General features: G+C 63.0%; 23 protein-coding genes and 1 pseudogene. 3 read left to right on the plus strand and 21 right to left on the minus strand.

Features of this window, described 5'->3' with window-relative positions:
* A pseudogene (locus tag VAE54_RS06500) lies at positions 1 to 311 on the minus strand (hypothetical protein); the annotation flags it as partial.
* Between the two features lie 222 nt (positions 312 to 533).
* On the opposite strand from VAE54_RS06500, the gene VAE54_RS06505 reads away from it, so the two are divergent.
* Genes VAE54_RS06505 through VAE54_RS06515 form a run of 3 tightly spaced genes read left to right on the plus strand, consistent with a single transcriptional unit; the run spans position 534 to position 3091 of the window.
* On the plus strand, positions 534 to 1508 hold the full coding sequence (locus VAE54_RS06505) for a TIGR00269 family protein (RefSeq protein WP_322801135.1): 975 nt from the start codon (positions 534 to 536) through the stop codon (positions 1506 to 1508).
* A gap of 3 nt (positions 1509 to 1511) precedes the next feature.
* Complete coding sequence (locus VAE54_RS06510; protein WP_322801136.1) at positions 1512 to 2450, plus strand: cobalamin-binding protein; 939 nt, start codon at positions 1512 to 1514, stop codon at positions 2448 to 2450.
* 38 nt (positions 2451 to 2488) lie between these two features.
* Positions 2489 to 3091, plus strand: coding sequence for an NUDIX hydrolase (locus VAE54_RS06515; protein ID WP_322801137.1), 603 nt, complete (start codon positions 2489 to 2491; stop codon positions 3089 to 3091).
* 28 nt (positions 3092 to 3119) lie between these two features.
* Here VAE54_RS06515 and VAE54_RS06520 read toward each other — a convergent pair whose 3' ends face one another.
* From VAE54_RS06520 to VAE54_RS06615, 20 genes are all read right to left on the minus strand, one after another.
* A complete protein-coding gene (locus VAE54_RS06520; protein ID WP_416223782.1) occupies positions 3120 to 4139 on the minus strand; it encodes a rod shape-determining protein in 1020 nt (339 codons plus the stop codon).
* A gap of 40 nt (positions 4140 to 4179) precedes the next feature.
* Positions 4180 to 4620, minus strand: a complete 441-nt coding sequence (locus tag VAE54_RS06525) for a F0F1 ATP synthase subunit epsilon (protein ID WP_322801139.1) — start codon at positions 4618 to 4620, stop codon at positions 4180 to 4182.
* Positions 4617 to 4940, minus strand: a complete 324-nt coding sequence (locus VAE54_RS06530) for a hypothetical protein (RefSeq protein WP_322801140.1) — start codon at positions 4938 to 4940, stop codon at positions 4617 to 4619. Before VAE54_RS06530 ends, VAE54_RS06525 begins: the two co-directional genes overlap by 4 nt.
* Before the next feature lie 52 nt (positions 4941 to 4992).
* Positions 4993 to 5361, minus strand: coding sequence for a hypothetical protein (locus VAE54_RS06535; protein ID WP_322801141.1), 369 nt, complete (start codon positions 5359 to 5361; stop codon positions 4993 to 4995).
* Positions 5358 to 6767, minus strand: coding sequence for a F0F1 ATP synthase subunit beta (gene atpD / locus VAE54_RS06540; protein ID WP_322801142.1), 1410 nt, complete (start codon positions 6765 to 6767; stop codon positions 5358 to 5360). Before atpD ends, VAE54_RS06535 begins: the two co-directional genes overlap by 4 nt.
* 91 nt (positions 6768 to 6858) lie before the next feature.
* Complete coding sequence (gene atpG / locus VAE54_RS06545) at positions 6859 to 7809, minus strand: ATP synthase F1 subunit gamma (RefSeq protein ID WP_322801143.1); 951 nt, start codon at positions 7807 to 7809, stop codon at positions 6859 to 6861.
* Positions 7810 to 7813: 4 nt separating this feature from the next.
* Positions 7814 to 8446 carry a Uma2 family endonuclease gene (locus tag VAE54_RS06550; RefSeq protein ID WP_322801144.1) on the minus strand — a complete coding sequence of 211 codons (633 nt, stop codon included), beginning with the start codon at positions 8444 to 8446 and terminating at the stop codon, positions 7814 to 7816.
* Positions 8447 to 8449: 3 nt separating this feature from the next.
* Entirely contained in the window at positions 8450 to 9082 is a 633-nt protein-coding gene (locus VAE54_RS06555) for a Uma2 family endonuclease (protein ID WP_322801145.1), read from the minus strand.
* Between the two features lie 15 nt (positions 9083 to 9097).
* A complete protein-coding gene (atpA, locus tag VAE54_RS06560) occupies positions 9098 to 10789 on the minus strand; it encodes a F0F1 ATP synthase subunit alpha (protein WP_322801146.1) in 1692 nt (563 codons plus the stop codon).
* Positions 10790 to 10937: 148 nt separating this feature from the next.
* Positions 10938 to 12002, minus strand: coding sequence for a M42 family metallopeptidase (locus VAE54_RS06565; protein WP_322801147.1), 1065 nt, complete (start codon positions 12000 to 12002; stop codon positions 10938 to 10940).
* Between the two features lie 97 nt (positions 12003 to 12099).
* Positions 12100 to 13341 (minus strand): ABC transporter ATP-binding protein, encoded by a 1242-nt coding sequence (locus tag VAE54_RS06570; RefSeq protein ID WP_322801148.1) that lies wholly within the window; start codon positions 13339 to 13341, stop codon positions 12100 to 12102.
* A 59-nt stretch (positions 13342 to 13400) separates the two neighbouring features.
* The gene (gene sucD / locus VAE54_RS06575; protein ID WP_322801149.1) at positions 13401 to 14279 is read right to left on the minus strand and encodes a succinate--CoA ligase subunit alpha; all 879 of its coding nucleotides are present in this window, start codon (positions 14277 to 14279) and stop codon (positions 13401 to 13403) included.
* A gap of 76 nt (positions 14280 to 14355) precedes the next feature.
* Complete coding sequence (locus tag VAE54_RS06580) at positions 14356 to 14724, minus strand: nucleotidyltransferase domain-containing protein (protein WP_322801150.1); 369 nt, start codon at positions 14722 to 14724, stop codon at positions 14356 to 14358.
* Positions 14699 to 15082: a HEPN domain-containing protein gene (locus VAE54_RS06585; RefSeq protein WP_322801151.1), complete on the minus strand. Its 384-nt coding sequence runs from the start codon at positions 15080 to 15082 to the stop codon at positions 14699 to 14701. The genes VAE54_RS06580 and VAE54_RS06585 overlap by 26 nt, the downstream gene beginning before the upstream one ends.
* 21 nt (positions 15083 to 15103) lie before the next feature.
* Entirely contained in the window at positions 15104 to 16261 is a 1158-nt protein-coding gene (gene sucC / locus VAE54_RS06590) for an ADP-forming succinate--CoA ligase subunit beta (protein ID WP_322801152.1), read from the minus strand.
* Positions 16258 to 16767, minus strand: a complete 510-nt coding sequence (locus VAE54_RS06595; RefSeq protein ID WP_322801153.1) for a hypothetical protein — start codon at positions 16765 to 16767, stop codon at positions 16258 to 16260. Before VAE54_RS06595 ends, sucC begins: the two co-directional genes overlap by 4 nt.
* On the minus strand, positions 16764 to 17150 hold the full coding sequence (locus tag VAE54_RS06600; protein ID WP_322801154.1) for a nucleotidyltransferase family protein: 387 nt from the start codon (positions 17148 to 17150) through the stop codon (positions 16764 to 16766). Before VAE54_RS06600 ends, VAE54_RS06595 begins: the two co-directional genes overlap by 4 nt.
* A gap of 75 nt (positions 17151 to 17225) precedes the next feature.
* Positions 17226 to 20609: a flippase activity-associated protein Agl23 gene (locus tag VAE54_RS06605; protein WP_322801155.1), complete on the minus strand. Its 3384-nt coding sequence runs from the start codon at positions 20607 to 20609 to the stop codon at positions 17226 to 17228.
* A gap of 133 nt (positions 20610 to 20742) precedes the next feature.
* A complete protein-coding gene (locus VAE54_RS06610; protein ID WP_322801156.1) occupies positions 20743 to 22434 on the minus strand; it encodes a glycosyltransferase family 39 protein in 1692 nt (563 codons plus the stop codon).
* Positions 22431 to 24887, minus strand: coding sequence for a DUF2298 domain-containing protein (locus tag VAE54_RS06615; RefSeq protein WP_322801157.1), 2457 nt, complete (start codon positions 24885 to 24887; stop codon positions 22431 to 22433). The genes VAE54_RS06610 and VAE54_RS06615 overlap by 4 nt, the downstream gene beginning before the upstream one ends.
* Positions 24888 to 24918 lie beyond the last annotated feature (31 nt).

Genomic DNA, 24918 nt, shown 5'->3' on the forward strand with positions numbered 1-24918 from the left:
GCCGCAATCTGCGCCTCCACCTTCTCCATCCGATCCGTCAGCGCCGCAATCTGCGCCTCCACCTTCTCCATCCGATCCGTCAATGCCGCAATCTGCCGGCTGTTCTCCCCGAGGACCTCCCAGATTCGGTCGAACTCCTCATGGATCTCTAACCGAAGACGCTCCACCTGCGCCGGGAGAGCCAGAAGGTCCTCCGTCAACAACTTGCGGCGTACCTCCTCCCGGAACGCCGGATCGCGATCCAGCAGCTCTAAAAACTTCATGCGAAACACAGGATCCTGAAGCAGCTCCTCGATCATCTGAGGGGTCATGGACCGGCCCTCCCGCTCTATCGGTCTTTTCTCAGGTTAACATGGGTCACAAGAGGCTGTCAACCCGCCCTGTCGCTCCACCGGGGCGTTGCAAGCTTCATTTCAGACCAATGCCATCCGCATCGGCTTCATGAGGCGGGATGTATTGTTCGACAAAAGACTCCCTTTCGCGTTAGAATGACGCTGATTATGGGAGAACCGGCAGAGGAGGGACATCTCACGATGGCGATCCGTTGTCGGAAATGCGGCCGCGAGGCGGCCATCATGATGCGCCAGCACCGGCTGGCCCTGTGCGATGCGCATTATCTGGAATGGTTTGTGGAGCAGACCGAGCGGACCATCCGGATGTTCCGGATGTTCGATCGCTCGGAGCGGGTGCTGGTGGCCGTCTCGGGAGGCAAGGACTCCTTGAGCTTATGGGATGTGTTGCTACGCCTGGGCTATCAGGCCGATGGGCTCTACATCGGCCTGGGCATCGACGGCGGTATCCGCTACTCCGATCAGTCCTATGAGAAATGCCGGCGCTTTGTGGAGGAACGCTGGCCGGACGCCCGGCTCATTGTGGTGGACGTTAAAGAAGTCTATGGCGAGACCATCCCGGAAGTCGCTGCCCGGACCCTGCGAGGGCGGGATAAGCCGTGCGCCGTATGTGGACTGATCAAGCGCTATATTATGAACCGCGTCGCGTATGATGGCGGCTACGCGGCCCTGGCGACAGGACATAATCTGGATGATGAGGTCGCTGTGCTCTTCGGCAATGTGATGAACTGGCAGGTCGGCTATATGGCCCGCCAGGGCCCTGTGCTGCCCGCCTCCCGACCGGGATTCGCCCGCAAGGTGAAGCCCTTCTGTCGCTTTTACGAGCGCGAGACCGCCGCCTATGCCCTGCTCCGGGGCATCGATTACATCTACGATGAATGTCCATACGCGGAGGGATCCACCAGCATCGCCTACAAGGAGTGGCTGGCGAAACTTGAGGAGGAACGCCCGGGTACCAAGCTTCGCTTCTATCTGGGCTTTCTGAAGGCGAAGGAGGAGGGCCTGATCGCTTTTCGGACCGATGAGGCCGAGCTGCATGCCTGTGAGAAGTGCGGGCAACCCACTTCGGCGCCGGGGATCTGCGCGTTCTGCCGGCTGTGGGAACGTCGACGGCCTGCCCGCACGATCGCCGCGCCGGTTCTCTCTGTGGAGGAGTAAGGCATGCGTATTGTCTCCCTTCTTCCCGGCGCCACCGAGCTGGTCTGCGCCCTGGGGCTGGAGGAGCAACTGGTGGGTGTCTCCCACGAATGTGACTTTCCGCCTGAGGTGGTCGCCCATCTACCCCGTTTGACTCGCAGCACCCTTCCCGAAGGCCTCTCCGATCCCGCTGCGATCGATGCGGCCGTTCGGGAGAAGGCTCGGAGAGGCGAGGCGCTTTACACGATCGACGAGGAGCAACTCGCCGCCCTGGAACCCGATCTGGTCCTTACCCAGGCTCTGTGTGAGGTCTGCGCCGTTCCCCAAGGCCAGGCCGTGCGGGCTTCGGTTCGGCTCCGACGCTCACCCCGCGTGATCGCAGTGAACACCCATCGCCTGGAGGATCTCTTTGAAAGCCTGCAGCAGATCGCGGAGGCCGCAGGGGTTCCCGAACGGGCAGAATCCCGAATCCGGGAATGGCGCCATCGCCTGGCCCGGGTGGAAGCGGCCGTGGCCGGCGCACCCCGGCCCCGAGTCCTGATGCTCGAGTGGCTGGATCCCCCCTTCCGCTGCGGCCACTGGATTCCGGACATGGTAACGATCGCAGGGGGAACGGAAATCATGGGGCGAGCCGGAGAGCCCTCCTCTCGGATCCGCTGGGAGGAAATCGAGAAGGCGCAACCGGAGGTCATCGGTCTCATCCCATGCGGATATCGCCTGAACGAGGTCATCTCGGCTCAATCCCTCCTGACTCGCCTGTCTTTCTGGACCCGAATCCCGGCGGTGCAGAAGGGGGAGGTCTATGCTTTAGACGCCTCGGCTTACTTCAGTCGGCCTGGCCCTCGCACCATCGACGGCATTGAGCTGCTTGCCGCCCTGCTCCATCCGGATCGCTTTCACACCCCGCTGGTGGAGCGGGCGGCGCAACGCCTATCGCCCCCTCCCCTCTCCCACCACGGATGAAGCAGAGGGCTTCCACAAGGCGACCGGGAGGTGCTTCTATGAATCGTCCGCTGATTGCGCCCTCCGAACTGGAAACCCTGACTGCTCAGTTCGGACCGCAGCCGCATCAGCACGCGACGGTCATCGCAAATGGATGGTGGGAAGAGGTGCGCCGGAGCCTGAGCCGGCGCCGGGGAGAGGTTCTCATGGTCATCCAGCGGCCAGGGGGTGAGATCCTGGTTCACACGAAAGCGTTCTATCCTCCGGAAGCCTATCGGCTGCTGACCGGAGGTATCGGATGGGAGGAGACCGCATGGGATGCTCTGCATCGGGAGATCGAGGAGGAGACCGGCCTGCCTGTGCACTCAGCAACATGGTGGGGTCTGATCACTTACACTCTCTACCCCTCAGAGGCGGGTCGGGATCAGGGCATCCCCTTTGTTTCATTTGTCTTCCATGTCTATACAGAAGGAGAACCCCGTGCAGCGGATTGGGCAGAGCGGATCGCTGCCTTCCGCTGGATCTCCCCGGAAGCCCTCCCCGAGATCGCCCGTCGTCTGGAATCCCTCGATGCCCCATGGAGGGGCTGGGGCGCCTTTCGCGCCATCGGACATCGCTTTGTCTGGGAACATCATCGCGAACACCTGCTTCTCCGGCCATAACGATCCTCTTGGGACCCTCAACCAGAGGCTATAACGAGGACCAGAGCGTGGTCAGCGTGCGCTGGAACAGATGGATATGTTCCAGCGCTTTTCCGGCTCCCATCGCCACACAGGCCATCGGGGCATCCGCCACATAAGCCGGGACACCCGTTTGCTGGGTGAGAAACTCGTCGATCCGCCGGAGCATCGCTCCTCCCCCCACCAAGGCCATCCCCCGGTCGATGATATCCGCCGCCAGCTCCGGCGGCGTCCGTTCCAGAACAGCCCGAACCACCCCGATGACGGCCTGGAGAGGCTCCTGGATCGCCTCCAGCACTTCCTCCGAACTCAAAGTGATGGTGCGCGGCAGGCCGGTGACCAGATCCCTTCCCTGCACTTCCATCGTCAAGGGAGGATCCAGCGGGAGGGCTGTGCCGATCTGGATTTTCACCTGCTCTGCGGTAGGCTCTCCGATCGCCATATTATATTTGCGGCGCACATAACCGATGATGGCCTCATCCATACGAATACCGCCCACTCGAACGGAATGGGCAGTCACAATCCCCAGCATGGAAATCACGGCCGCCTCGGTCGTGCCGCCGCCCAGATCCACCACCATATTGCCTGTAGGAGTATCCACCGGCAGCCCCGCCCCCAGGGCGGCCGCCAGAGGCTCAGGGATCAGATAAACGTGGCCAGGATGGGCGCCTGCGGCCACGGCCGCTTCATGCACTGCGCGGCTCTCCACGCTGGTCACCCCGTAAGGGACCGAAATCATCACATGGGGGCGGAAAAGGCGGACGGGTCCGCATACTTTGGCGATGAAATACCGAAGCATTCGCTCGGTCACATAATAATCCGCAATCACCCCATCCCGAAGAGGCCGAATCACCTCAATGACCTCCGGGGTGCGGCCATACATCGCCCGGGCCTCTTCCCCAACCGCCAGGATCTCATCCCCATCCACAGGCATGGCCACCACGGAGGGCTCCTGAAGGACAATCCCCCGGCCGACCTCATAGACCAGCACGTTCGCGGTGCCCAGATCGATCCCTAAACGTTTGGTCAGCATCACAAAGTCCCTATCCCCTGATGTTTTACGCAAGGCTTCACGGAGCGCTGGACCCAGCGGATCCTTCCCGACGGATTCGGCGGCGGCGGGCCACCTCCAGGCGAACCCGGGAGCGGCGCAGAGCCGCCAGAGCGGCGTTCAGATCGACGCCCGCCGGTCGCTCCTTCAGGATCTGCTCCGCCCGCTGACGGGCTTCCTCAGCCCGCGCGATATCGATCTCCTCCGCCCGCTCCGCCACATCCGCCAGGACGATCACCTTCTCCGGGGTCACTTCCATGAATCCCCCATGGATCGCAAACCAGAGCTCCTCGCCCCCCCTCCGGGCCAGCAACGGCCCAACGCCCAGCGCGGTCAGCAACGGCGCATGTCCGGGCAGGATCCCCAGCTCCCCCTCCACTCCAGGGGCCACCACCATATCCACATCCCCGCTGAACAGGGCGCGCTCCTGTGTGACGATCTCCAGGCGCATCGGGCTCATCCGGCAATCTCCTCCTTCAGACGGTTCCACCGCTCCATCAGCTCTGGAAACCCGATTCCCTGAGCCAGTTCCTGGACCGCCACCTGTATGTAGTCCCGGTCCAGGCGATCCCGATAGCCCTCCAGAATCCCACGCACATCCCGCTCATCGATAGGCTCCCAGCGGGCGAGCTTGTAAATCATGAGATCCTCCGGGGAAACAAAACCCAGCGGAATCCCGAACAATCGCGCTTCCCGGGCCCGCTGGATCGCCCGGTGATCCAGGCTTAGCGAGGCGCTATGCAGCGCCACCGAAAACCGACGCGTAAACGCCAGCTTCACCAAAGCCCCGGCCGCAAGGCGCACGAGAGCGCCAGGAGGAACACGGAACCCCTCATGCTCGAATCGGACAAGCAGGGCAGGCAGCTGCTCCTGCGGGAGCATCAGCAGGACATCGACATCCACGGTGGTGCGGGCGATCCCCCCCCAGGGCGGCGGCCGGTCCCCCGATGATCACATAGGGAATGTCTTCCCCCTCCAGGATACGATGGAGACGCTGCAACATCTCCTGGAACGAAGCGGTCTTCCCGGGAGTCTCCGCCCTTTCCACCTCGTTCATCAAAACGCAGAGGGACTCCACCATCTCCACGCGTTCCGGCAAGGGGATCTCCGCCAGGGTCAGGAGCTCCTCTTCGCGGAGGGCCCGGTAGCCTTCCACGATGCGGCGCCAGCGCTCTTGTGGATCCTGGCCCTCGAAACTCATCGCAGCTCCCCGCGGCGCAGGCGCTCCGCCTTCTCTACGGCCTCGTCGATGGTGCCGACCATATAGAAGGCCGCCTCGGGCAGATCGTCGTGCTTGCCCTCCAGGATCTCCTTGAAACCGCGCACCGTCTCCTTCAGCGGGACATAGCGGCCGGGCAGGCCGGTGAACTGCTCGGCGACAAACATCGGCTGGCTGAAGAACCGCTCGATCTTCCGGGCCCGCGCCACGATCAGCTTATCCTCCTCAGACAACTCATCGATCCCCAGGATGGCGATGATGTCCTGGAGATCCTTATAACGCTGGAGCACCCGCTGCACCTCGCGGGCCACCGTATAATGCTCCTCCCCAACGATCCGCGGGTCCAGGATCCGGCTGGTGGAAGCCAGCGGATCCACGGCCGGGTAAATCCCCTTCTCCGCGATGCTTCGCTCCAGGGCGATGGTGGCGTCCAGATGAGCGAACGTCGCCACCGGGGCGGGATCCGAGTAATCGTCCGCCGGCACATACACGGCCTGCATCGAAGTGATCGCGCCGCGCCGGGTAGAAGTGATGCGCTCCTGCAGCTGCCCCATCTCGAAGGCCAGGGTGGGCTGATAACCTACCGCCGAGGGCATGCGGCCGAGCAGGGCGGAGACCTCCGAGCCGGACATCACGAAACGGAAGATGTTATCGATGAAAATGAGAACATCCCGCCCCTGATCCCGGAAGTATTCGGCCATCGTGAGGGCGGTCAGCCCCACCCGCAAACGAACCCCCGGCGGTTCGTTCATCTGACCGAAGACCATCACAGTCTTGTCAATCACCCCTGCTTCAATCATCTCGCGGTAAAGCTGCGTGCCCTCGCGGGTGCGCTCGCCGATCCCGGCGAAGACAGAGATCCCCTTGTGGACCGTTGCGATGTTCCGGATGAGCTCCATGATGATCACCGTCTTGCCTACCCCCGCGCCGCCGAAGACCGCCACCTTCCCACCCCGCATGAACGGGGCGATGAGATCGATCACCTTCAGCCCGGTCTCGAAGACTTCGATCTGAGTCGATTGCTCCTCGAGGGAGGGCGGGGGCTGATGGATCGGCCGATACTCCTGAGCGCGAACCGGGCCTTTATCATCGATTGGCTCGCCCAGCACGTTGAATACCCGGCCCAGGGTGGCCTCCCCAACCGGCACCGTGATCGGAGCCCCCGTATCATACGCCACCATGCCCCGGCGGAGCCCATCTGTGGTATCCATCGCGATGCAACGAACCGTCCCACCGGCCAGATGCTGCTGCACCTCCAGCACCAGCCGGTGGCCATCGCGGGGAACCTCGATGGCATTATAAATATCCGGCAACTCCTCCGGCGGGAACTCCACATCCACCACATTTCCCAGGATCTGCACAATCCGTCCCACAGAGCCTTTCGCCATCGCTTTCTTCCCTCCGGAAATGATCTGAGTTGAGGAAGATACTCCCCAAGCCCCGGGGAAAAGCGAACCGTGTAACTACCGGAAGAAGCCGTTAACGGCTGGCTCCGACGCGCAGGCGCGCCTGGATCTGCGCCCGGGCGGCCTGGCGCATGGCCTCCGCCCCGCCGGCGATATCCAGCATCTCACTGGTGATCGATTGCTGGCGGGCCTTGTTGTAGCTCAGGGTCAGCGTATAAATCAGATTCTCCGCGTTCTCCGTCGCATTGCGCATGGCCACCATGCGGGCTGAATGCTCGCTGGCCAGGCTCTCCAGAACCGCGTGATAGACCTGAAGCTCCACGAAGCGCGGCAGAATCACATCCAGCAATTGCGCCGGGTCCGGTTCGTAAATAAACGTTTTGTTCGCCACCGCCCGGGTGTCCAGCCGCTCGACGGCCTCTGGAACCGCCGGCTCATGGCCCTGGGCGAAGCGAAGCGGCAGCAGCCGCCGGACCCGGGGGCGCTGGACCATCGTGTTAATGAAATCCGTGTAAGCGATGTAGATCTCATCCACGCTCCCTTTCAGAAACTCCTCCATGGCCACCCGGGCGATCGGGCGCACATCGGTAAAACGAGGCCAGCGAGGCATCGGCGAGAAATCCGCCACCAGCGCCCCGCGCACCCGGGCCACCGCATCCCTTCCCTTTCGTCCTACAGTAAGAAAGGAGACAGGGGCCCGGCTGACGGCGGCGAACCGGAAAGCCAGGCGGATGACATTATCATTGTAAGCGCCGCACAGACCTCGATCGGCGGTAATCAGGATCAGCAAAACCCGGTGCACAGGGCGCACTTCCAGCAGGGGATGAAGCAACGCGCTGGCTTCCGCCTGATGGGCGAGATGGACCAGGACCTCCCAGGCTTTCTGGGAATAAGGGCGGGATGCGAGGGTCATCTCCTGAGCCCGCCGCATTTTGGAAGCGGAGACTGCCTCCATAGCGCGGGTAATCTGAGAGATACTTCGAACGGTTCGAATACGGCGTCGCAATTCCCGAAGAGTGGGCACGACTTTAACCTCCCGACTCGGTCTGTCGGATCACATCCCAGCATTCGACAACGGAAGGAAGAGGCTCCCGCCACAACCACTCCGCCCGGATCCGGAACCCCGGCACAGCCTCCGATGTTACCCAACCTTCGGATACTCGCTCTGTCCGATAAGAGTCGCCCTGCCGCTCCACCATCACCACCCGCGCTTCCTCATCCACCCACCAGATCTCCCGGACCCCCGCCTCCCGATACGCTATACGCTTCTCCCCCAGATCATAATCCCGGGTGGACTCGGAAAGGATCTCCACCGCCAGGAGAGGAGGCCCCATTACTTTTTTCTGCACAATAGGGGTTCCGGACGAGATCACCATGATGTCCGGTGAAAACTGGCGAGAGCCGGCCTGGAACAGAGCATTGCTCCCCACCACACGGCCGATCCCATGGGCTTCCACATAAAGGCGTAGCAGGGTCAGCAGAAAGGCCTGGCGATCCTCATGAGAGAAACTGGCCGGGGAATGCACAATCACCACCCCATCGATGTATTCGGCTTTGAGATCTTCGCCCACCAGCGCATCAAACTCCGCCTCGCTCACTCCATACAGGCGGAGAAGATAAGGATAATCGCTATGCACCTCCAGAGGACGAAGAACATGCATGGTTCACGCCCCGCGTATCGCTTCCCAGCATCGGATAACCGGAGGAGCAGACTCATGCCACAACCACTCCGCCCGGATCCGAAACCCCGGCACGGCCTCCGACATCACCCAGCCTTCGGACACCCGCTCCGTCCGATAAGAGTCGCCCTGCCGCTCCACCATCACCACCCGCGCTTTCTCATCCACCCACCAGATCTCCCGGACCCCCGCCTCCCGATACGCGGCCCGCTTCTCCCCCAGATCGTAATCCCGCGTGGATTCCGATAGGACCTCCATCACGAGGTCTGGGGGGCCCTCGATTTCTTTTGAAGTGACCCTCGTCGTGTCTCCCACCACCATGATATCCGGCGCGAACCGACGGGAGCCGACGCGGAACAGGGCGTTACCGCCGAGGACGATCCCCCTACCCTGCTCGCTTACATAGAGGTTCAACAATGTGAGCAGAAAAGCTACCCGCCATTCGTGACTTACGGAAGCTGGCGAATGCACAATCATCACCCCGTCCACGTATTCGGCTTTAAGATCCTCATTGCCCAGCGCATCAAATTCGGCTTCGCTGATCCCATACAGGCGAAGCAGATAAGGATGAAAGGGCTCAATTTCCACCTGAACCCGTGCCTCCGGAACAGCCGCCATGCCCCTCACCCCCGATCATCCCGCCAGCCAGCCGCGGTTGAACTCCTCAATCGCCCGGCGCAGCTTTTCTTCTGTCTCCTTTGTGATCTCCTTCCGCTCGGCGATATCCCGACCGACCTCGGGGTAGTTCGTGGCCATGAAGCGCAGGAACTCCTTCTCCCACTGACGCACTTTCTCCACCGGGATCGGATCCAGATATCCGTTGGTCCCGGCGAAAATCACCATCACCTGCTCTTCCAGAGGCATCGGCTCATACTGAGGCTGCTTCAGAACCTCTGTCAGCCGCTTGCCCCGCTCGATGATGGCCAGGGTGGTCTTATCGAGATCCGACCCGAACTGCACGAAGGCAGCCAGCTCCCGGAACTGGGCCATCTCCAGGCGCAGCCGCCCAGCCACCTGCTTCATGGCCTTCGTCTGGGCGGCGCCCCCCACCCGGGAGACGGAGATCCCCACGTTAATCGCCGGGCGAATGCCCGCATTGAAGAGATCGGTCTCCAGATAGATCTGGCCGTCCGTAATGGAGATCACGTTGGTCGGGATGTAGGCCGAGACATCCCCCAGTTGCGTCTCCACGATCGGCAGCGCCGTGAGGCTTCCGCCCGATCCCCTGACCTTCAGGATCTTCAGGTTTTCTTTATCCGGGCGCGCCTCCAGAGCTTTCATGGCCTCTTTGTAACCCAGGGGGCCGGTATACACCTTCCCATCGACTCCCTCTTTGGTGTCCTCTGGCGCATCCTTGGGGACAATGATGTATTTGTTCGCCAGACGGGCTGCGCGCTCCAGCAGGCGGGAGTGAAGGTAGAAGATATCGCCGGGATAAGCCTCCCGGCCCGGCGGACGCCGGAGCAGCAAAGAGACCTGGCGATAGGCCCAGGCATGCTTAGTGAGATCATCGTAGACAATGAGCGCATCATTGACCAGCTGCCCATCCACGATCACCCCGTTCTCCATCACCTCCTCACCCATCGCACAACCTGCATAGGGCGCAATATATTGCAGCGCCGCAGGGTCGGAGGCAGTAGCGGCCACCACAATGGTGTAATCCATCGCGCCGTAGCGCTCCAGGGTGGCCACCAGACGGGCGACCTGGGCCCGCTTCTGGCCGATCGCCACGTAAATGCAAACCATCCCCTTCCCTTTCTGGTTGATAATCGTATCCACCGCGATAGCCGTCTTCCCGGTCTGGCGGTCCCCAATGATCAGCTCTCGCTGGCCACGGCCGATGGGGATCATGGCATCGATCGCCTTGATGCCCGTCTGGACCGGCGTATCCACATCCTGGCGCTTAGTCACCCCCGGAGCGATCCGCTCGATCGGCCGGTAACGATCCGTCACAATCGGCCCCTTGCCATCCAGCGGGCGCCCCAGGGGATCGACCACACGGCCCAGCAGCGCCTGGCCCACCGGCACGGAGGCGATCCGGCCGGTTCCGCGGACCTTCATCCCCTGACGGATCCCGCTGAAATCCCCCAGGATGATCACACCGACATTGTCCCGCTCCAGGTTGAAGGCGATCCCCATCACCCCGTTCTCGAATTCCACCAGCTCGCTGGCCATCACGTTGCGGAGGCCCGAACACCGGGCGATCCCATCCCCGGCTTCGATCACCTCGCCGATTTCGGCGACCTCCACTTCAGGGGTATAGGCCTCGATTCGTTGCTGCAGCGAAGCGATCAACTCCTGCCAGGCGTCTGTTCGATCAGCCATCGCCCACCTCGCATCCATGGGATACGGGAACACAAACCCAGCTTGTTATGTGAAAGGGGTCACGGAGATATTATAACCCAGGCGATTCATCGGTGAGGAGGACAGCTGTCCACAAATCGGGATTCTTAAAGTTATCAGAACATCTCCCTCACGGCCTCAGACGGGCAACCGTCTCCGCGTCCAGGCGCTGCACCAGGGCGGTCACCAGCGCGATAGCCCGCTCGATGTCATCCCGATGGACAATAGCGCCATGGCTGTGGATGTGTCGTGCCGGGACGCCGATCACCAGGGTCGGAACCCCACCTTTATGAAGGTGGATCACCCCGCCGTCGGTAGCTCCGCCCTCGATCACCGAGAACTGAACAGGGATCCCCATGGATTGAGCGGTCTCCACGGCGAGATCTCGCAACCGGAGGTTCGGGATCATCCGGGCATCATAGACAACGATCGTGGGCCCTCCCCCGAGCTTCACCGGCGATTCCTCCGGCTTGATCCCGGGCACATCCCCCGCAATATCCGATTCCAGGATCAGCGCGACCTCCGGGTTGACTTTCTCAACACTGGTAGCCGCCCCCCGCAGGCCGACCTCTTCCTGAACGGTCGCCACCCCATACACCGTATTGGGGTGGCCCTCCCGGGCCAGACGTCGCAGGACCTCCACCAGCACAGCACAGCCCACCCGATCATCGAACGCTTTCGCCAGATAGGTCCGGCCGCTGGCCAGCACCTGGAAAGGCGCGAGGGGGACGATGGGATCGCCCACCCGCACGCCCGCCTCTTCCACTTCTTTTGCGGAGGTCGCGCCGATATCGATATACATATCCTTCTTCTCAACGACTTTCTTTCGCTCGTCCGGAGGAAGCAGGTGAGGCGGCTTGGCGCCGATCACCCCGATCACATCTCCCTTGTAGGTTTTAATGACCACGCGCTGGCCCAGAAGAACCTGGTCGAACCAGCCTCCCAGGGGGGTAAAACGAATGAAGCCTTCGGGGGTGATGTGCTTGACCATGAAACCGATTTCATCCATGTGCGCAGCAAGCATCACCCGGGGCCCGTTCTCCCCCTGCCGACAGATCAAACTGCCGATATTGTCCTGTTCCACCTCCCCCAGGTCCTCCAGAAGCCCACGCATCACCTCTCGAATTTCGGTCTCATAGCCGGGAACGCCGTGAGCTTCCGTCAGAGTTTTGAGGAGCATGGCAAGTTCATCCATGGGTTCAACCTCCTGAAAAGAGCTCCTGGAAACGGGCTAGCCCCAAAACGGATTCTCCCTGGGTCTCAGGAGGCTTGAGTTCGGCCATGCAATCCCTTCAACAGGAGAGCGCCGCATGGGGAACCGATAGCGGTTCGTGAGCCCATCGCCCGTTCATGGCCATCAGCCCGTAACGCTCCGGATGCCGCCCGCGAACCACCCGGAACATGTAAGCGCGATCGTGGTAATCGAAGATCTCCACCTCCCGCTCATCCGTCGCGGATACGGAGACCAGATAAGTCCCTTCCAGAAGAGGAAGGGAGGGAATCGTGTAGATGAGCTCTCCCTCTCCATCCACCCAGGGGATCTCCAGGCCGGAGAACGCCGTATTGGGACCACAGATGTGAACCCCATCGTGGCGGTGAATCGCCAGACCGAAAACTGGCCTCTCGATCCGTTCTAAGGCTCGATAACGCAGATGGATGTGCACCGTTTCACCGGTTTCAAACTGATAGCGTTCCATCCCGGTCGAATCCGTGAGATAAACGCGCTCAATCTGCAGACGACCGCTTCCCCAGCGAGGGATGGCGGCTTGCTGATTCGGCATGGCCAGGGACCGCTCATCCCGGCGGTGCACATGATCCAGATAGGCCTGCACAACCCCTGCAGGTGCCCCTTCCATCCGAACCCGGCCGTGATCGAACCATAACACGCGATGGCAAAGACGTTGAACCGCGTTCAGATCGTGGGAAACCAGAAGGATCGTCACTCCCGAACGCTGGAGGGCGAACAAATGCTCCAGACACTTCTGCTGGAACGCCGCATCGCCAACAGCCAGCACCTCATCCACCAGCAGGATCTCCGCATCCAGATACACCGAGACCGCAAAGGCCAGGCGAACATACATCCCAGATGAGTAGTGCTTCACCGGGACATCGATGTAATCCTCCAGCTCGGCGAAGGCCACAATGGCATCCAGACGGCGGGCCATCTCGCGACGGGGAATGCCTAGGAAAGCCCCGCTCAAAAAGACGTTCTCCCGCCCGGTCAGCTCGGGATGGAAGCCCACCCCCAGTTCAAGCAGAGCCGCCACACGACCCCGGACCTCCACCCGGCCTGAGGTCGGCTCCAGAACGCGGGCGGCCAGCTTGAGGACCGTGCTCTTGCCCGCTCCGTTCGGCCCGATGAGGCCCACGGTTTCCCCAGGCTGAACTTCGAAGGAAACATCCCGCAAGGCCCAGAAGGTCTCAGCAGGCTGACGCCGCCAGAGCCTCCAGCTTTCAACAAAGAGCTCATGGAAAGAACGAGGGCGCTGGCGGTGCATATGAAAGCGCTTCGAAACCCGATCGAAACGAATCATTCCCTTGTGAGCCCCTATCTTTAGATCCGATGAAATTCTATATCGTTGGGCTCCGCCTCTTATGCCCGCACTCCCAGACGGGCAGCGACGATCTCCGCGATCTCCTCCGGGTGACGGGCGACTGGGATGCCCACGCTCTCCAGTTTGGCAATCTTCTCCGTCGCAGAACCCGTTCCCCCTTCGATGATCGCACCGGCGTGGCCCATCCGCTTGCCCGGTGGCGCCGTCCGCCCGGCGATGAAGGCGGTCACCGGCTTGCTCATGCGGGTGGCGATGAAATCCGCCGCCCGTTCCTCTTCCGCGCCACCGATCTCTCCAATCAACACCACGTGCTCTGTCTGCGGATCCTCCTCAAACATCGCCAGGATCTCCACGAAGTTGGTCCCGGGGATGGGATCCCCTCCAATCCCCACACAGGTGCTCTGGCCGATCCCGCGCTGGCTCAGGGCAGCGATCACCTCATAGGTCAGGGTCCCGGATCGGGAGACGATCCCAACCGGCCCGGGTCGAGTGATGTGCCCGGGAATGATCCCCACCTTGCATTCCCCGGGAGTGATAAGGCCCGGCCCGTTGGGCCCGACCAGACGCACTCCCTTGCGGTCTAAGTAAGCGCGGACCCGGATCATGTCCTGCACCGGGATACCCTCTGTGATACAAACGATCAAGGGGATGCCCGCATCGGCGGCCTCCAGAATGGCATCGGGGGCGGAGCGAGCGGGGACAAAGATCACTGAGCAATTGGCTCCCGTGGCTTCCACAGCCTCCTTCACGGTATCGAAAACCGGAATCCCCAGAACCCACTGCCCGCCCTTGCCCGGAGTAACGCCGGCCACTACCTGGGTGCCGTATTCTCGCATTTGCTGGGTATGAAACTGGCCTTCCCGACCGGTGATCCCCTGCACGACCACGCGGGTGTTCCGGTTGATCAGAATGCTCATGGGACTCGCTCCTCCATGAGAGAAGGATCAACATCAACCCTCCGTCCTGCCGCTAGGCGATGGGGAAGGACACCCCTCAGGAATCCTCCCGTGGAAGGCCCGAACGTTCCCAGATCCTCCGGCCTTCACGCATCGCGACCCAGACCACAGATCCAGGCTGTTGGGATAGATCCCGGGCCTCCTCTTCTGTGTAAACAAATATCTCCAGAGGCAGTCCGCTGCGAAGAGGTGTATATCGCATGGCTCGCTCAAAGAAGGGCTCGGGGGCCTCCCGCACGATCACCAGCAAGTCGATATCGCTTCCGGGCCCCTCCTCGCCGCGAGCATAGGAGCCGAAGAGCCACACCTCCCGCACCTCTGAAGCCGGCTCGATCACCTCCTGAAGCCATCGCCGCAGGCCCGCCCACACTCGTTCTCGATCAACCTTCCATATCCGAACGGACATAATCCAAAATCTCCTCTGCGAACCGGATGGCCTCGAGGGCCTCCCGACGGGTGTAAAGCTCGAAGGGAGCGCCAGCAGGATGGGCATTGGGATAACGGGGGCCGATATAATACTTGTCGAGAATACGGGCGGCTTGCAGGAGATCCTCTGGGATCGCTTCGCCGATCTGTTCCAGCAGCAGCCGGACGGAATGGCCCCAGGCGATTTGATTCCGCTTCAGATAAAGGGCCTGGAGGGCTTTTTCCGGCGCCTGATGGGCGGCGAAGCATGCCCATTCGTAATCTTCCAGCCGCAAGCTTTCCTGAGCGTGGCGCAAATCCGCCTGGGCCTGCTTCCACCAATCCCGCCAGCGGTTCATTCGGACTCCCTCGCCTTGAGCTTACTCCCGGCGTTCTCCATCCCCCGCCAGGCGCACAGCGAGCTGAGCGGCTTCCACCAGCGTGGTCGCCGTGTGAAGCGTCACCCCCCGAGCTTCCCGAAGGATGGCCCGCCCTTCTTCCTCATTAGTCCCCACCAGTCGAACCACCACCGGCACCCGAGGGCGGACCATCTCAAAGGCAGCCAGCATTCCCCGAGCCACCTCATCGCAACGGGTGATGCCGCCGAAAATGTTGATCAGCACCGCCTTCACGTTGGAATCGGAGAGGATCAGGCGCATGGCCGCGGCCACCCGCTCCGCGCTCGCTCCGCCCCCGATGTCCAAGAAGTTGGCCGGGCGGCCCCCATAAAGCTGGATGATATCCATCGTGGCCATGGCCAGGCCGGCCCCGTTGACCATGCACCCGATGTTTCCATCCAGCTGCACATAGCTGATGCCGTATTTGCGAGCCTCCCGTTCGCTCGGGGTCTCCTCATCTTCATCCCGCATCGCTGCCAGATCGGGATGACGGAACAGCGCGTTGTCATCGATGATCACCTTGCCGTCCAGGGCCAGCAAGGCCGGACCGGGGACTATGGCCAGCGGGTTGATCTCCGCCAGGGTGGCATCGTTGTCTTCAAAGCAGCGATACAGGCCGAGGGCAATCTGGGTGAAAGAAGGCCACAGGGAGCGATCCAGACCGATCCCCGCCGCGAGAGCCCGGGCCTGATACTCCCGCAAGCCGAGCTCCGGCTCGATCAGCACCCGGACGATTTTCTCCGGCGCCGTTCGGGCTACCTCCTCGATATCCACCCCACCGGCAGAAGAAGCCATAGCCGCCACCCGGCGCCGGGCCCGGTCGATGGTCAGACCCAGATACAGCTCCGCCTGGATCTCGGCGGCCTCATCCACGAGGACCCGGCGCACCGGCAGGCCCTTCAGCGTCATACTGAGGATCTGCTCAGCGACCTGCTCAGCCTCCTCCGGGGTGCGGGCCAGGCGGATCCCGCCTGCCTTCCCCCGCCCGCCCACCAAGACCTGGGCCTTCACCACCACGGGTTTGCCCAGCTCCTTCGCGATGGCGCGGGCCTCCTCCGGGCTGGTCGCCACTTTCCCCCGTGGGATGGGGATCCCATACCGCGCGAAGAGCTGCTTGGATTGGAACTCGTGGAGCTTCATTGTGCCTCCCTCTCCATCGAGCTGTGAGCCCCTCGATCCAGACGACCCAGGAACCCCTGAAATGCGCGAAGATCACGGGACACCTGATCGAAGCAAGCGGGAAGACGCTGCGCCAGCTCCCTCAGGCGAGCCCGATCGAACACAAAGGTGTAGACGTTCCGAACCACGTGGCGAAATCGACGGTATTCATCGAGACAGTCTCGTGTGCTTCGCTGGAGCACCGCCGGCCGAAGGGATGGGATCTCCACACTTACCTGGCGAAGAAGATCCTCATGCCAGTGAGGCCCACCCGGCACCGCCTGATCGATCGCCCGAGCGATATCATAGAGGATACGCTCCACGCCGGAATAGAATCCATGCAGGTTGAGGGCGATGGCATCCCAGAAAGCCTCCTCATCAGAGCGAAGGGCCTGCTCCAGAAAGCGGGTCGTCCGCTCCACGACCCGACGCAGATCCTCGAGCTCTCCCTCGATCCGGCCGATCAGCAGCTGCACCTCGGGCCTCACAGATCCACCCCCTCCTCTTCGATCCGGCGAAGCAGCCGGGGCGCGTCCTGGATCTCCTCGATGGGAACCAAGTCCACACGGAAATCGGGGGCCAGCTCCGCCAGGGCCGCCTCCGCTTCGCTCAGGCGCTCGGGCGGGATGCCCTCCACCGCCAGATCGATATCCGAACCCTCATGGAACCATGGGGTGGACAGCGATCCGAAGACCCGCACCCGGCGGGCGCCGAAGCGTTCCCTCAGCAACCGGGCGGCCGCACGGGCTATCCCCCAGGCCCGCTCCTGACGCTGCGCCCGCCGGGCTTCCTCCTCCGCCCAGCGCCGCCGCCAGGCCTCCCGATAGGCCTCGATCTCCTCCGGAGTGAGATCCGCCGCAGTTTTCGGCATGCGCCGTCCCCTGGAAGAAGCATCCGAACCCGATTATAGCACGTGCTTCCTTTCACAAGTGGTGTTCCCGTCACCTTATGGAACCTGGAAAGCCATCACCCGGTTCCCTCCGGAATCCACCACCCAGACGAGCCCGTCGGGACCCACCGCGATTCCCTGAGGGAGGACAAATGAGGCGGCGTCCTCTCCATACTGTCCGAAGGCCAGGAGCGGCCGGCCGCTGCGATCGAACACCAGAACGCGAAAGCCTGTGGGATCGGTGGCGAAGATCCGCCCGCGGGCATCCACCGCCACATCGGGCTTGGTGGTGGGAAGCTGATCCAGCCATCCGGCGATCTCCCAGGCATGGACCGGGGCGCCGGAGGGGGTCAGGATCTGGATCCGCCGGTTCCATGTATCGGCGATCACCAGGTTCCCATCGGGCAGCGCGGCGATGCCGACCGGCTCATCCAGCCGTCCGGCCTCGACGCCGGGCCCGCCCCAGGCGTCCAGGAAGCGCCCTTCTCGATCGAAGACCTGGACGCGCTTGTTGCCGGTGTCCGTGACGTAGACGCGATCGCCCTGGATCAGGATGCCCCGGGGGCCGAAGAAGCGACCGGGTTGCTCCTGGGGATCCGTGACCCCCGCGTAGCCGCCCCATGCCCGGAGGAACCTTCCCTCAGCGGTGAACTGCTGGATCCGATGGTTCCACAGATCCGCCACATACACCGTGCCGTCCGGCGCCACTGCAATCCCCCAGGGCTCGTTAAACTGCCCGGCGCCCAGGGGCATCGGCCCGGGTCCATCTGGATCCACACATCCAGGTTCTCCCTGCTCATAGAGGGCGCAGAAGGAGCCCCAGAACCGGAGGAGCTGGCCGTCGGGAGAGAAGACCTGGACCCGATGGTTGCGCCCATCGGTGACATAAAGGGCGCCGTCCGGCCCGATGGCGATGCCGTGGGGATTCTGGAAACGCCCCGGCTCGCTTCCGGGCCCTCCGATGATCCGAACGGCCGTGAGCTCCCGGCGCACGGCGGCATATGGATCCGACGGCGGAGTGGGCACAGCCAGGGCCTGCTGTGGACGGAGAGGCCAGGCCTTCGCGGCCACATCTTTCCGGATGAAAAGCTTGAAATCGTGGGCCAGGGGCCAGGTATCGATCTGATGCCGTTTGCCGGTGATCCGATCATAACGCGTGTAATCCCGGCTCCAGAAGATATCCCAGAGGGCCGCCCGGCGCTCCGGATCCCGAAGCCAGCGCCACAGACGCTCCCAGGTGAGCTCCCGGTAATCCTCCATGGGCCACCAGATCAGATGGTATGAATATGCCTCATGGGTGGCCCGGAGGGCGTTTTCCACTTTATACCAGTTGGCACTGCCCACGATGACAACCGGTGACTCCAGAGCCTCGCGGTGAGGGGTTTCCCCGAAATAGCGCTGCCGCCAGTCGCGGAGATACCAGGAGAACGGCCAGGAGCTATCGTTATCGTAGGCGACCACCACCTGATCCCGACCGATCGCCCGGGCGATCTCCTCGATCTGCTGCATCGCGATCTTCACCCCGGGGCCGCCATGGGCGTAGACGCCATGTTCCAGGGCCAGATCATAATAGATGAAACTGAACCGCCAAGCGACCCGCAGGGTAGCAAACGTCAGGACCGCCAGGGCCGCCAGCGCAAAGGATTGCAGGAGGCCGGAGAAGCCCAGACGGGGATGCAAATGGATCCAGACGCCCAGGATGATCCCCATGCCCAGCGCGGCCGCAATCACCTGATTGGCCGCCACCAGAGATTCCAGGGTCGCGACCTGGCGCGCAAGCCCGACATGGAGCACAAGCCAGGCCCGCGGCCAGGCAGTGAGCATGCCCAGGAAGGCAGCCCCGAAAGGGAACACCAGCAGGGCAGCAATCGCGCCCCCCCCATGCCACCATCGCCGCCAGTCCATAGCACCCAGCGTATCCTGAAGGAAGACAGCCGAGAGGAGGATCATGGGCACCGTCAGGTGGACGGTCAGCCAGGGCATCTTTTCCCCGGCCAGCGTATATGCGATCCACGAGAGGATCGTCCAGGCGCTCAGGAAGCCCCGGAACGTCCACCCCAGGCGGTCCGGGATCGGGGCATCGGCAACCCATCGCCCCAGGTAATACCCTAGGGCCAGAAGGGAAAGCAGCATCGGCATAAATTCATACATCGGGGCGATGACGAAATAGTAAAAGAGCGGCTGGCTCCCCCGCTGGACGCACTGCTGGGCCAGCCAGTATCCCAGGGAACCGAGGTAACCGGTGGCGATGCCCGCGCCGTTGGTGAAAAACGTGGTGAACAGGGGAAGAGAGATCCCGAAGAAGATCCCCAGCAGGATAGGCCAGCGGCCTGGATCCCAGGCCATCCCAAGCCCGGTGCTCAGCGCCCCAAAGGCCAGGAACAGAATGAGAACCCGGACCATCTCATCGGTGATGCCACTGAACCCCCCGCTTTCAAACAGCGACATGGAAGCGAAAGGCTGCCGGAACAGCAGAAGGGAAACGGGATTGAGCCAGACCAGGCCCGCCGCCGGGAGCATCCAAAGGCTGAGTCCTCCAATGACCATCATCAGATCGAAAGTTGGCTGCTCGCGCAATCGAACACGCCCCCAGCGCCCGGCCAGCACCCAGGCCAGGACACCGATCCCGGCCAGGGCGATCAGCCCCCCGACCAAAGTGATCCACCGGCCGTGCTCCGGGATATTCTCCGGCCGGCATACGAAAGCCCCCGGGATCGGCTCTCGCCCGGATTCGAGCCCAAACAACATCGCCGCACCACCGGCGAGAAGCGACGCTGCTCCCACCCCCAGCCATTGCCGATCCTCCCGGGAGCATCGCGGATCCCGGAGCACCGTCACGCTCCAGGCAAGGAAGAGCAGGAGCCCATAGATCGCCAGATAGATGAAAGCAGCTTCCATCGTGGTGTAAAACAGCGCCATCACCGCCGCCAGGCCATACAGCCAGCGGGCCTCCCGGGTTTCCAGATAGGCGAAGATCATCCATACCGTGAGGACCGCCCATAGGGCCATCAGGCCCTCGTCTCGGATATACCGGCTGTGATACAGGATCATCGGGGAGATCAGGAAAAAGAGGGAGGCCAGGAGGCTTCCCCAGCGCCCCAGCCAGCGACGCATAAACAGTGGGAACATCACCAGAGCGATCCCTGCGAGAGCTACCGGAAGCCGGCCGGAGAAATCATCAGCGCCGAACAGGAGATAGGCCAGCGCATCCAGGTGGAACTTCAGAGGGCCATGCATCAGAGGCGTGTGCTGAAATCCGTTACCCCGAAACAGCTGCCAGGCGTAATAAACGTGCAGGCTCTCGTCATGGCTCATCACTCGATCGCCCAGACGCCACAGGCGGGTAAAGATAGCGGCGGCGAACAGCCCGAGATAAGCCCCGCGCTCCAGCGGCGAAAGATCGGCCCACAGCGCCCGCCATCGGGATGGCGAAGGAGCCATCAATATCCCTTCCATAGCCTGTTGGCGCTCCACAGAAGATCCAGAACCGGATGCCGATTATAACACGGTTCGGGGGGGAACCATCCGCCTTCTCGATCGGAACCCGGCTGCGCAGATCCGAACCCAGCAAATCCTACGGTGTGTTCTGAGCCTCTGCGCGAACCCACAACACCATCCGACGCGCTATCGGCTCCGCTCCCCTTTGATCCACAATGACAGGGATCAGGCGACCCACCCATCGATCCGGCTCCAGCGGAACCGGAATGCCCTCCGGGGTGAGCCACACGTCTCCAGCTCCCGAATCAGGCGGACGACGATGGACAGCGACCCGAAAGGCTCGGAAGGTCCACCGCCAGAATGCTTCTTCTTCCTCTTCAGCGACCACAACCAGGGAAAGCCCACCGGGCCATTCGTGGCGGCGCACGGCTTCCCTCCGCAGCCCTTCCACCAACTCATGCACTGCCGGAGAGGTCACCTCTGGAAGGGAAAACCCGGGGACCGGATCCACCCGCCGGGCCAGGGCGGCGGCTCCCGTCAGCTGGCCCAGGACTATGGCAAAAGCCAGGGCCCCGGCAACCCCGAGCGCGGCCGGGTTTCGAATCCCGGATCCCACGAAGAGATTCGCCGGAGATGCGCCCAGCGGCCTGCCCATCGCCCCCGGATCCAGGGAATCTTTCTCCCCCCCTGTCTCGAACAGGCCGCTCATGATCCAGAGTCCGAACCCCAGCAACCCCAGCACGCCGATGAGGACCAACCAGCGCGCTCCTTCCGGTGCTCCCCGGAGATTCATAAAAGCGGCGACTGTTCCCAGCCCGATCCCCCCGATCCCGGCTCCGCTGAGAACCGCCAGGGGCTGCAGCCGTCCGACGGGCCGCATCGCTTCCCAAACCCATTGCACGGCGAACCCCGCCAGGATGATCCATGGAATCAACACCACGGCGTGTTCTGTGAATAAGGCACCGAGTCGGACGAGCTGCAACCCGGTCCCGATCCCTGTGGCCATAGTCAGCGCCGTTCCAAAGCGATCGCGGCGGCGGATGGCCAGAATTCCCCCAGCCAGTCCCAGCGTCAGGATCAGCGCTTCTCCATAAAGGAAAGCCCGGAGAGCTTCCCACCCCATCGGAAGGCCCTCCGGCGCAAAGCCGGCGAGCCATGCCGAGAGACCCTCCACCGTCTCCTGCGCGCCGCTTCCCCGCCATCCCCCCCAGGCACCAGCCAGCAACGCCGTCGCCCCGAAAAGCCCGATGGCTTTCCAGTGCGGGAAAGCAGGCTCCGGCAAATCCAGCCAGAAAACCGGGAGGAGCATCAGACATCCGGTCCAGAAGGCGGGCCCGGCCGCGGCCCCTATCCCCAGCGCGATCCCCAAACCGATCCAGCGGGAAGGACGGGAAGCGCGCCCCATGGCCAGGGCCGTAGCCAGCGCCGCCGCGACCACGACGCTGCCGTCCAGGAATCGCGCCGCCATGAGAGCGGTGGGGGAGACGGCCCAGAGCCACGCCGCTCCAATCGCCGCGGCCCGGCCGATGGGGCGCAGAACGGCCCACAGGGCAAGGACAGTGAGGGCACCTGCCAGCGCCGCGCCGGAGCGCATCCATCCTTCATCCGGCCCGAAGATCTCAAACACCATCGCGTTCCAGCCTGCGAGCAACGGGCTTCCCCCGGGGGGCAATGTCCCGTCCCGCCACGCCGCCCAGGCCTGGGCAGCCTCTTCCGGCGCGGCTGGCCGGAAGCCCAGACCCCATCCCCGCACCAGGAGCGCCAGGGCAAAGAGCCCGCCCAGGATCAATGTCTCCTGCCATCGGCGTCCATCGAGCCCTTCCCTCATTCACGCCTCCGGTAAATCACAGTTTCCCCGCTCCGAAAAACCGGATCCATCAGCGGTTCAAACTTTCGCAGCGCTTCTGCGGGGAACTCCTGTCGCTCGGTGCGGCCGACGATCACATAGACGATCCGATACTTCTCCAGCAGCGCGCGAGTTTTCTCCAGATCCAGGGATTCCCACAGGATCCTGAGATCGGGCTCCCGACGGGCGATCTCATCGTAAGAGCCCCGCCACTGATGTTCGTGGCCTGCCCATCCCAGCACCGTGGGCAGACCGGTGTGGGCAGCGAAGCGCCCGAATTCCGGCTGGAAGGAGATCCCCTGCCAGCCCGGGGCTTCCAGGATCACAGGCGTGCCCGGCACGTTCCGGTTTAGCCACTCGATCGCAGCCAGGTCATCGGGCGCCCATCGCGCCAGATGGGCATATCCGTCCAGAGTGGGTGGGTGAGCGAAGAATTCCGCCTTAACGGGGATCATCAGAACCGGATAGAGCGCCGCCAGCGCGATCATGCTGCCAAACAACCCGGCCAGCAGCAAGCGTGCGCGCCTCGCCCGTTCCCACAACGCGCCCATCCCCCAGGCCAGAGCCAGGCTCCAGAGCACCCACGTCTGATAGTAAAATTTAAATACTGTGTTCATGCGGGTGCCGAAGAAATCCTTGAGGAAAACGAACTCCACCGCCCAGGCCAGCGCGGCACCGAAAACCACCAGCAGGCTCACGAACGCCTTCACGTTTCCCCGCCGCCTCCAGAGCGCGACGGCACCCATCCCGATTCCGGCCAGCAGCATCGGCACCCAGGGCCCGCTTCCGGGGAGCAACCTTCCCTTCACCATCACCTCGCCATCCAGCAACCGTCCATACACCCATGGCTTCAGCGCCTCCAGCGAAACCGGCACTCCAGAGAGAGGGAGCCGGATCGCCTGCGCCAGCTCGTAGAGCCCCACCAGCATCGCCACCGGGGCCAGCCCCAGCCCCAGCGCGCCCAGCAAGATCCATCCTCCCCAGCGTCGCAGGTCGAGCGTCCCCCGGCGATGCGCGCGGAGGGCCTCCGCTCCCAGCAGAAGAATCAGCCCGCCAACCTGAAAGCCGAACATCACCAGAAACTGCGGCAGGCGGGTCCCGTTATAAAGATTGGGAAGGAGCCCGCTGGCCTGAGAGCGGAAACCCAGGTAAAAGGGCAGATACAGCAACACCCCGAGCCCCAGGATGCCCCCGGCCAGCCCAAGGATCTCCCTCTGCAAAGAAACACGCGCGCGCCCGGCCATCCCGGCCCCCAGGGCCCATGCGGCCAGCAGGAGGCCGGTATAAATCGGGAAATCCCACGTGTTCAGGAAAGCGAGCCCCCCAAAGACGATCGGCAGGAGCCCGAACGGCGGACCTTGATCCTGGAGAAAACGCAGGAGGACGCGCCACTCCCGAAGAGAAGAAAGCCCGGGGAACTGCTGAGCTGTCTGGAAGGCAGTTAGGGCCAGTCCGATGGCCATTAACGTGAAGGGCAGCGCCAGCACGTGGGGATGCAGGTCCCCCAGCAGGAAACTGAACTGAGGGAACTCGTCAATGACCTCCTGATGCTGGCCCTCGGGGTTGTAGTCCCGCACCACGCGGGAGGCCCGCCACCATGCCCACACCCGGTTGGGGGGAGGCCAGCATGAGGGCCACGGTCGAAGGGAAGGGGGTTCGTTTAACTCCGGGATGTCCAGCCAGGCCCAGAAGGCCGGATCCCGGATCCAGCCGCATGAGTGGGCCAGATCCAGGATCGCCTCGCCGTTTCCGGCCAGGCCGACCCAGAACGCGCTGAGCAATGCAACGGCCCGGGCCATGCGCGGGCGCTCTGGACGATAAAGGGCCCAGAGATTCCCCCCGAGGCCGGCGGCCGCCAGCAGGGTGAGGGCAAACCAGGAGGAAACCCCGAGGTTGAACGTGAAGCGGGTCGCAAGGCCGGAGAGCTCGGTGAGGAAGCCCAGGATAATGTAGCCGAAGTAATAATAGCTGATCGCGAAGCCGGACAGCCAGGGATCGTGCGGGGGGAAGCGCTCCGCCCGGACCACCGCATTCAGGAAGGCGAGCTCCATAGGCTTCTCAGTGTAGGTGATCTCAGGGTTGTAAGCGCGGAAAAGCGTCCAGCCCAGAAAGGCGAGGGCGAACAACAACTCATAAAAAAGCACAAGGCCTCGTCGGGTTTGCAGCCAGCGCCAGGGGGATTCGCCGGATCGCCGGGCCATCCAGAGGCCAAGGCCCAGGACCAGCCCCCAGGCCACCATCGCTCCGCCCCGTGAGGCCGGGAGAACCCCCAGGCTCCCGCCCCACCACCAGAGGAATCCCATCAGCATCATCCCCATGGGACGAGCGAAGGCCAGCCCTCGATCGGGCAGGGGGCGGAACACGAGGAACGTCATGGGCCAGGCCGCGAGGGCGATCAGGGCCAGCAGGAGCCACCAGAGAATCGCGGGACCCATGAAAGCTCATCCGAATCTTGAGGAGATCACA

This window comes from Thermoflexus sp. (assembly GCF_034432235.1).
Lineage (GTDB): Bacteria > Chloroflexota > Anaerolineae > Thermoflexales > Thermoflexaceae > Thermoflexus.

Bases quoted from the DNA above. Each gene is read 5' to 3' on its own strand.
- VAE54_RS06505 (WP_322801135.1), top strand. From the start codon at position 534: ATGGCGATCCGTTGTCGGAAATGCGGCCGCGAGGCGGCCATCATGATG.
- VAE54_RS06510 (WP_322801136.1), top strand. From the start codon at position 1,512: ATGCGTATTGTCTCCCTTCTTCCCGGCGCCACCGAGCTGGTCTGCGCC.
- VAE54_RS06515 (WP_322801137.1), top strand. From the start codon at position 2,489: ATGAATCGTCCGCTGATTGCGCCCTCCGAACTGGAAACCCTGACTGCT.
- VAE54_RS06525 (WP_322801139.1), bottom strand. From the start codon at position 4,620: ATGAGCCCGATGCGCCTGGAGATCGTCACACAGGAGCGCGCCCTGTTC.
- VAE54_RS06535 (WP_322801141.1), bottom strand. From the start codon at position 5,361: ATGAGTTTCGAGGGCCAGGATCCACAAGAGCGCTGGCGCCGCATCGTG.
- atpD (WP_322801142.1), bottom strand. From the start codon at position 6,767: ATGGCGAAAGGCTCTGTGGGACGGATTGTGCAGATCCTGGGAAATGTG.
- VAE54_RS06550 (WP_322801144.1), bottom strand. From the start codon at position 8,446: ATGCATGTTCTTCGTCCTCTGGAGGTGCATAGCGATTATCCTTATCTT.
- VAE54_RS06555 (WP_322801145.1), bottom strand. From the start codon at position 9,082: ATGGCGGCTGTTCCGGAGGCACGGGTTCAGGTGGAAATTGAGCCCTTT.
- atpA (WP_322801146.1), bottom strand. From the start codon at position 10,789: ATGGCTGATCGAACAGACGCCTGGCAGGAGTTGATCGCTTCGCTGCAG.
- VAE54_RS06565 (WP_322801147.1), bottom strand. From the start codon at position 12,002: ATGGATGAACTTGCCATGCTCCTCAAAACTCTGACGGAAGCTCACGGC.
- VAE54_RS06570 (WP_322801148.1), bottom strand. From the start codon at position 13,341: ATGATTCGTTTCGATCGGGTTTCGAAGCGCTTTCATATGCACCGCCAG.
- sucD (WP_322801149.1), bottom strand. From the start codon at position 14,279: ATGAGCATTCTGATCAACCGGAACACCCGCGTGGTCGTGCAGGGGATC.
- VAE54_RS06580 (WP_322801150.1), bottom strand. From the start codon at position 14,724: ATGTCCGTTCGGATATGGAAGGTTGATCGAGAACGAGTGTGGGCGGGC.
- VAE54_RS06585 (WP_322801151.1), bottom strand. From the start codon at position 15,082: ATGAACCGCTGGCGGGATTGGTGGAAGCAGGCCCAGGCGGATTTGCGC.
- sucC (WP_322801152.1), bottom strand. From the start codon at position 16,261: ATGAAGCTCCACGAGTTCCAATCCAAGCAGCTCTTCGCGCGGTATGGG.
- VAE54_RS06600 (WP_322801154.1), bottom strand. From the start codon at position 17,150: ATGCCGAAAACTGCGGCGGATCTCACTCCGGAGGAGATCGAGGCCTAT.
- VAE54_RS06605 (WP_322801155.1), bottom strand. From the start codon at position 20,609: ATGGCTCCTTCGCCATCCCGATGGCGGGCGCTGTGGGCCGATCTTTCG.
- VAE54_RS06610 (WP_322801156.1), bottom strand. From the start codon at position 22,434: ATGAGGGAAGGGCTCGATGGACGCCGATGGCAGGAGACATTGATCCTG.
- VAE54_RS06615 (WP_322801157.1), bottom strand. From the start codon at position 24,887: ATGGGTCCCGCGATTCTCTGGTGGCTCCTGCTGGCCCTGATCGCCCTC.